Source organism: Sphingomonas sp. CCH5-D11 (assembly GCF_001557395.1).
Lineage (GTDB): Bacteria > Pseudomonadota > Alphaproteobacteria > Sphingomonadales > Sphingomonadaceae > Sphingomonas.
In genome coordinates, this window is the sequence record NZ_LSKH01000182.1 from 39,131 (window position 1) to 45,839 (window position 6,709).

The 6,709-nt window shown below is 65.7% G+C and carries 7 protein-coding genes; 4 read left to right on the forward strand and 3 right to left on the reverse strand.

The features are described from left to right. Window positions 1-60 precede the first annotated feature (60 nt). The 3 genes from AX702_RS11220 (at window position 61) to AX702_RS11230 (ending at window position 2,165) form a co-directional block, all read left to right on the forward strand. Window positions 61-687, forward strand: a complete 627-nt coding sequence (locus AX702_RS11220) for a TetR/AcrR family transcriptional regulator (protein ID WP_066779537.1) — start codon at window positions 61-63, stop codon at window positions 685-687. 103 nt (window positions 688-790) lie between these two features. Then, a complete protein-coding gene (locus tag AX702_RS11225; protein ID WP_197420572.1) occupies window positions 791-1,165 on the forward strand; it encodes a hypothetical protein in 375 nt (124 codons plus the stop codon). A 124-nt stretch (window positions 1,166-1,289) separates the two neighbouring features. After that, complete coding sequence (locus AX702_RS11230; RefSeq protein ID WP_066779517.1) at window positions 1,290-2,165, forward strand: SDR family NAD(P)-dependent oxidoreductase; 876 nt, start codon at window positions 1,290-1,292, stop codon at window positions 2,163-2,165. Window positions 2,166-2,408: 243 nt separating this feature from the next. Here AX702_RS11230 and AX702_RS11235 read toward each other — a convergent pair whose 3' ends face one another. Next, complete coding sequence (locus AX702_RS11235) at window positions 2,409-3,287, reverse strand: alpha/beta fold hydrolase (RefSeq protein WP_066779520.1); 879 nt, start codon at window positions 3,285-3,287, stop codon at window positions 2,409-2,411. After that, window positions 3,277-3,693 (reverse strand): GFA family protein, encoded by a 417-nt coding sequence (locus AX702_RS11240; protein WP_066779523.1) that lies wholly within the window; start codon window positions 3,691-3,693, stop codon window positions 3,277-3,279. Before AX702_RS11240 ends, AX702_RS11235 begins: the two co-directional genes overlap by 11 nt. A gap of 176 nt (window positions 3,694-3,869) precedes the next feature. On the opposite strand from AX702_RS11240, the gene AX702_RS11245 reads away from it, so the two are divergent. Continuing rightward, window positions 3,870-4,481 (forward strand): TetR/AcrR family transcriptional regulator, encoded by a 612-nt coding sequence (locus tag AX702_RS11245; protein ID WP_066779526.1) that lies wholly within the window; start codon window positions 3,870-3,872, stop codon window positions 4,479-4,481. Here the strand turns inward: AX702_RS11245 and AX702_RS11250 are convergent. Then, entirely contained in the window at window positions 4,478-6,610 is a 2,133-nt protein-coding gene (locus AX702_RS11250; protein ID WP_066779529.1) for a molybdopterin-containing oxidoreductase family protein, read from the reverse strand. The two genes, AX702_RS11245 and AX702_RS11250, sit on opposite strands and share 4 nt — an antisense overlap. Between the last annotated feature and the right edge of the window lie 99 nt (window positions 6,611-6,709).

Here is a 6,709-nt window from a genome sequence, read left to right on the forward strand (position 1 = left end):
CGATCGCTATCAGTTTTATGACACTTCGGTTCCGGTTTGATGGCAGCAGGGAAGATGGGCTTGGCGACACACAGAAAGCCGGTGCAGGCGCGTGCGCAGCGCACCTATGATGCGCTGCTGGATGCCGCAGGCGTGTTGCTTGGCGAAGTCGGGATCGAGCGCATCTCGACCAATCTGATCTGCGAACGCGCCGGCATGAGCCCACCGGCGCTCTACCGCTATTTCGACGACAAATATGCGGTGATCGGCGCACTGGCGGAGCGGCTGATGCTTCGGCAGAACGTGGCGATGCAGGCGTGGGTCGCGCGCTATGCCGATGCCGGGCTGGCGGTGCTCGCGGATCGGACCGTGGAGCTGCTGCGCGAGATGCACGCGATCACCAGTGCGGAGCCGGGCGCGCTATGGATCATGCGATCGCTGCACGCGGTGCCGAACCTGACCCCGATCCGCTTGTTCTCGCACAATCTGGTCACGGACCTGCTGACGGATTTGTACCACGTCTATCTGCCGCATGTGGACCGGGCGCTGCTGCGACGGCGGACGCGCCTGTCGGTGGAATTCGCTTATTCCCTGGACGAGATGTTGAAGGAAGAAGCGGTCGATGTCGAAGGAACCTTCGAGGACGCCCACTTCGTCTTCAAGGCGATGTTCACTTATCCCGATTACCAGCTGCCGGCACGTATCTGACAGGTCAGCTATGCGTCATCGATGGATCCCATCCGCGACCATGAGAGCGTTCGTCCGGTCCGTCCTGTTCGGCGCTATCGCGGGAGCAGCACCGTTTCTGCTCATGTCAACGATGCTCGTGCTCATCGGGCTTCCCCGCGCATTGACCGATAGCCGCGAGTTCGCGGCCATGCTGATGCTGTGGACAGCGCCGCTTGCCGTGGCTCTGCCAATCGTCACGTGCGGCAGCATCTTCATCGGCCTTCCAGTGGCTGCGATGCTGAGGCGGCGGGGCGCGGAAAACGCCATTTCCTATGGCAGCATCGGTGCTGCCTCCGGCGGAGTTCTGACTGCGGCCCTCGTATTCGTACTGGAAGTGTTCGACGGCTATTGGTTGACGCTTCTTGGAGCCATTGCTGGCGCTGTCACCGCGTTGACCTGGTGGCGATCGCGATCACGATACGGTGATGCCTCGGGCAAGCGCCGTACCAAGCATTGAGGGCTGGAACGCAGGCCAGCTAAGCCAAATGGCTTAGCTGGCGTCCGAGCAGCGAAAGGCCTAGCATCGCGACGACAAACCGTCCGGCAAGGATGGAGCCTAGGGGAGGGATGCTGTGAAAGACATGCGCGGGAAGACTGCCTTTATCACCGGCGGCGCGAGCGGGCTGGGGTTCGCAATGGCGCAGGCCTTCGGCGCGGAAGGCATGAACGTCATGATCGCCGATATCGAACCCGAGGTCGCCCGCACCAAGGTGGAGGAACTGCGCGCCCGGCAGATCAGGGCCGAATGGGTCGAGGTCGACGTCACCAGCCGGGATTCGATGCGCAAGGGCGCGATCGAGACGATCGCCAAGTTCGGCAAGGTGCACCTCGTCGCCAATAATGCAGGCATCGGTGCCGGCGGTCCGCTGGGCAGCGTGCCGGAGGGTGACTGGGACTGGGTGATCGACGTCAACCTGAAGGGCGTGGTTTATGGCGTCGAGGTCTTTGCTCCGCTGATCGAGAGCCACGGGGAGGGCGGCCACCTCGTCAACACCGCCTCGATGGCTGGGCTCATCAGTCCGGCGGGAATGGAACCGTATTGCGCCAGCAAGTTTGCTGTCGTGGCGATGAGCGAAGGCTGGCGCCAGCAACTGGCGCCGAAGAACATCGGCGTTTCGGTGCTGTGCCCCGGCCTGGTGAGCACCAACATCTATGCGGGCCGACGAAATCGCCACAATGCGGTCTATGGCGAAAGCGGCAGGGACTTTGGTCAGGCCGATATCGACCGGCAGCGTGAGTGGATGGCCGGGGGCATCGACCCGCTGGTCGTCGGACGCCGCGTCGTGGAGGGGGTCAGGGACAATGACCTGTATATCCTGAGCCACGTCGAATATGAACAGGTGGTGCGCGAGCGCTTCGAACAGATCATGGCCGCTTTCGCGAAATCGAAGCAGAGCGCCGCACTGGGAACGCTCCCGAAGGATCGCCGCCTGGATGTGGTAAGCGTCGGCCCCTGACCTGTCGGCCGGCTCCGGTGTCCGGGACGGCACCATTCACGACTATGTTTTCGCGAGCATGGTCAACCGTGCGGGCCGCCCAGCATGCGACAATATGCCCGACGCGTGGATGGACAGGTCGCGGGTACGGATTGCGGCGGGGCGGACGCGGCACGTCGAAGTGGCGGCGCTGTCCGTTGAGCGCGAACCGCTCTCCGCACGGTTGTGGCCGACCCCCGCCGGCACGAGGGTCGTATAAGAAGTTCAGGTCCCTGTTGCCGGAATTGCTGTTTGAACAGGCAGATGACGGGCAAGGAAGTCGAGCATGGCGGCGTTGAACGCGTCGTTGCGATCGCCTGCGATCATGTGCCCGGCGCCCGCCACGTCGGCGACTTCCGCCCAGGGCAGTAGCGCACGGAAGGCGGCGACGCTCTCGTCCGAGACGATGTCGCTGCTGAGCCCCCGAACCAGCATCAGCGGAAAGGGCGCGCCTGCCGCGATCCGATCGGCGGACGCCCGCACGGTGGCGTGGTGCACGGCCGGCGCGGTGCCGATGATCTTCGGGTCCCAATGCCAGCGAAGGCGGCCGTCGGAATGTTCGCGCAGGTTGCGGCGTAGCCCGCTGGGATCGCGCGGACGCGGGCGATGCGGATTGTAGGAGGCGACCGCGTCTACCGCCTCGTCTAGCGTCGCGAAGCCGTCGGTGTGACGGCGCATGAAGCTGGTGATCCGTTCGATGCCGGCGGGTTCCGGATGCGGGGTGATGTCGACCAGCACCAATGCGTCCACCGCCAGCCCTTGCGCCACGGCATGAAGCGAAGTTGCGCCACCCAGTGACGCTCCCACCAGGGCGAGCGGCCGTGTCTCGCCTACAACCGCGCGCAGATCCGAGGCGCGGTGGTCCAGGAGGTAGTCGCCATCGGGCGACCACATGCTGTCGCCATGGCCGCGGGCGTCGAAGTTGAGGACGCGATAGCCGCCAGCGACCAACGCGCGCATCGCCCCCGACCAGCTGTGCCGCGTCTGCCCGCCGCCATGGAGAAGCACGACGGTGGGTGCGTTCGCCGGCCCTCCTTCGTCGAGGGCGATCGTCAGCCCGTCTGGCGTGCGAACGTCGCGCCGGCGCACCGCCTCAGCCGACATCGCGCGCGAAGCTCGGCACGTTGGCGGGGATGTCGACCCAGGGCAGCTTGCTTTGCGTCCAGACGTGAATCGTAGGGGCATAATTGCCAGGTTCGTCGGCAGTGCCGGCCTTTATCGCGACAACCGCCGGGTTGGCGGTGATCACCGACTGGATCGGTGAGCCGCACTGGCCGCAGAATTGGCGCAACACAGGTTGTCCGCTGGCAGTAGCCTTGTCCTCGAACGTCCGGATCGGCCCGTCGATGGTGACTTCGCGCGACTTGGCGACAATGTTGACCGAGAAAGCTGCGCCCGACTGAGCGCGGCAGTTCGTACAATGGCAGGCTGCCACCGCGAGGGGCGAACCTTCGATCCGCCAGCTAACCGCGCCGCAATTGCACCTGCCCGTGACCGCATCTTCTGCCATTTTCCTCTCCTGCTTTTGACCTCTTGCACCAAGGATGGCCCAAAGCAGCTATTCTAACAACAGTAGATTACTGCCTTGCCCGAGGTGACAGTTGACGCTTCACTTGTATCCGGTTGACCGCCGGCTGGTCATCGGAGCGACGAGGAAGCGAGATCGTGCCAAGACCAGTCAAGCCGATGATATCGCGTCGTGGGGCGGCGGAAGCGGCCCTCGCGGTGATCGACGAACATGGGCTTGATGGGTTCAACATGGCGCTGGTTGCCAAGCGGCTCGGGGTCAAACCGCCGTCGCTTTATCATCACTTTCGCGATCGGCGGGAGGTGCTGGCAGAGGTGGCATTGCTGCTGCTCGACCCCGGCGAGTTTGCGCTGGACGAAGCGGACTGGGCGGAGCGGCTCGTCGAACTGTGCCTCAAGACACGCCGATCGTTGCTGAAACACCCGCGGGCCGCTTCGCTGATCCTGCAATATTTTCCCCGCCATCTTCTTCTGGACGAATATGACCGGGCGGCTCGCGAGGATCCACTCGCGGCCGAGTTGCACATGGCGGTGATCGAAGGGACGGAGAAGATCACCTTCGGTTCGGCCTTGTTCGAGGCGTTCGCGCGATCGGCTGACGTTCCCTCCTTCCCAACGGTGGATCCGACGCAATATCCGACGCTTACGCATTCGCTCGCGTCGAACCCGTTTGCCGACGAGGAGCTCTTCGTCGAAACGCTGCGCATGTTCCTGGCAGGAGCGACGGCGCGGGCGGCAACGAAAAGCTGGGGCATGCGGCTGGCACCCTAGTCAGCGCGCTCCAGTCGCACCGGAATAGCTGACAGCCGCGGCATGGCGTTGATCGGTTGAACCGCATGATCGCGCGCCACCAGCCGCGTCGTGGACGCGCCGTCACGTAATGGATCGCTCGCATCGGGCAGGCCGCCCCAGCCGTGCGACATGGATACGACGCCCGGTCGAATCGCGGCATCGATCCGTATCTCTGCGGTCACGGCGTCATGCTCGGCCACCACGCGGACGCGGTCGCCGTTCGAGACACCAAGCGTGTCGGCATCTACCGGCGCAATCCATGCCGGGTTGCGCGGGCAGCGCTTTCGGGTGCCAGCAAGATCGCGGCCGAAGCTGTTCATCGTCTCACGCTCACGCCGGGCGACCAGCAGATGCGACGCGGACCCGCCCCGCACCGTGCGTGCGACAGCCAGGTCTGCTCGGCACTGGCGCAATTCGACAAGCACGTCCGGGGGCGCGATCGTCAGCCGATCGCACCGGCCTTCGCGTGCTGGCTGCACGGTAGGAACGGGGCGGTCGAACACCGCGCCGGAGGGATAGGCCTTCACGACGGACAGCGGCACGGTTGAGCCGCCTGCGAGCCGATCAAGCAAGGCATCGCTGCTGGGCGTTTCACGCATATCGAGTGGCCCGGCAAGGTCGAGTGACAGGCCAACGCGCTGCGCGAGCGCGAAATAGACGAGCCAATCGTCCACCACGTCGGCCTCGCCCGGCGGGTCCACCAACGCGGGGGTATATTGCGCGAAAGGCAGTTCGAGGCCGAGCGCCTCGAGGAACTGCGTGTGGTCGGGGCGTTCGAACGGCTGCTTCACGGCAAAGACCACATCGGCGAGCCTCGCGGTCTCGGACCAGACCACGTCACTGGTGACGAGCAGATCCAGCGCACCGAGCGCGTTCACGGCATGGCGCTGGTCCGGCAGGGCATTCGCCGGGTTCGCGCCGATGCAGAACAATGCCCGGATGCCGCCGGGTGCGTCGCTGAGGATCTCGTCGGCGAGCGTCGCGGTCATCATCTGGCCGAACATCGTGCCATGGCCGGTGACGCCGCGATGGCCGCTCTCCCATTCGCGGCGCGCGGGGCGCACCTCGGCACGGACAGGACGGTCGGGGTTGAGGATGGGCAGGCGCGGCACCGGCTCGCCGGCGCGCAGCAGGCGGCCGCAGACCACGTTCAGCGTCTCGATCAAATGCTCGGCGAGGTTGGAGTGATCGGCCATGTTGGGGCCGGTGCCGCCACCCGCGCAGCCGCGGCGGCCATCGCGGGCGAACATGGCGGCGGCTTGGTGGAGCTGGCCGGAACCTAATCCGGCGCGGGCCTCCACCAGCGCGGGATCGAAGGCGGCGACTGCTTGAGTGAGGTCGGCGAGGCCCTCGACATGCTTGGCGCAGAAGGCCGCATCGTGCCAGCCCTCGCGCAGGATGATGTTGAGGAGCGCGGCGAAGATCGCGGCGTCATGACCCGGGAGCGGCTGGAGAAACAGGTCGGCGTTCTCCGCCGTTTGGGTGCGGACCGGGTCGATCACGATCAGCTTGAGGCCGGCGCGGCGCGCCTCCTTGATCTGCTTGACGGGATCATAGGGGGGCAGATTGCCCGACCAGCCCGACATGGAGACCATCGGGTTGACGCCCGACAGCAGCCAGACGTCCGCGGCCTTGAGTGGCTGGCGGCCGGCGAGCCAGCTGCCCATGCGGCCGATCGTTACCCACTTGGCCGACTGGTCGATCGTCATCGAGGTGAATAGCGAGGGCGAGCCGAGGGCGCGCAGGAAGTCGATCGCCAGTGGGCGGTAGATGGCGTTGCAGGTCGCCTGCGTGCCGACATAGGCGGCGATCGCGCGCGGGCCGTGGCGATCGATGATTGGGCGCAGGCGTGTCGCTATGAGGTCGATCGCGTCGTCGAAGCCGATCGGCTCATGCGTGCCGTCCGGGCGGCGGCGCTGGTGGTGGAGCAGGCGTTTCGGGCCATAGTGGAATTCGGGAGAGCCGAGGCCCTTGCTGCACGCGAAGCCGCGGGTGAGCGGGTTCTCCCTATCGCCGCGCACCTTGGTGACACGGCCGTTCTCGATGGTGGCGACGAGGCCGCACATCCCCTGGCAGATCCGGCAGAAGGTGCGCGCCTCGGTGGTCATCGGGAGCTACTGCACCACCCCGGCGAAGGCCGGGGCCCAGTTGGGAAGGCCGGGGTGGCGACGCGCAGCGTGCATTTGCGACGTCACCGATACTGGGCC